The 301-nt window shown below is 72.4% G+C and carries 1 protein-coding gene; it reads right to left on the reverse strand.

The genetic code is table 11. The features are described 5' to 3' along the window. Positions 1 to 301: hypothetical protein (locus EN850_RS35475; protein WP_210238091.1), on the reverse strand; the 301-nt coding region annotated here is incomplete at both ends.

A 301-nucleotide genomic window follows, 5' to 3' on the forward strand; every position in this document is an offset into this window, starting at 1 on the left:
GCCGGCGGGGCAGCCGCCCACGCCTGCTGCACTTCCGCCAGCGAGGCGCGCTCGTCGTCACGCCACAACGGCAGCAACTGCGCATAGCGGCTGCTGTCGCTCCATTGCGCCGGCTCGGTGCGCACCGCCGCGGCATACCACTGCACCGCCTCCTGCTTCTGCCCGGCCCGCCACAACGCCAGCGCATAGGTGGGCGGCAACCAGGCCGGCTTGCTCAGTGAACCACCGGCGGCGGCCTGCCATTGCTCCAGGGCGGCCTCGGCCTTGCCCTGGCGCAGCAGGTCCCAGCCGTAATTCCAGC

The organism is Mesorhizobium sp. M8A.F.Ca.ET.207.01.1.1 (genome assembly GCF_004794715.1).
Lineage (GTDB): Bacteria > Pseudomonadota > Alphaproteobacteria > Rhizobiales > Rhizobiaceae > Mesorhizobium.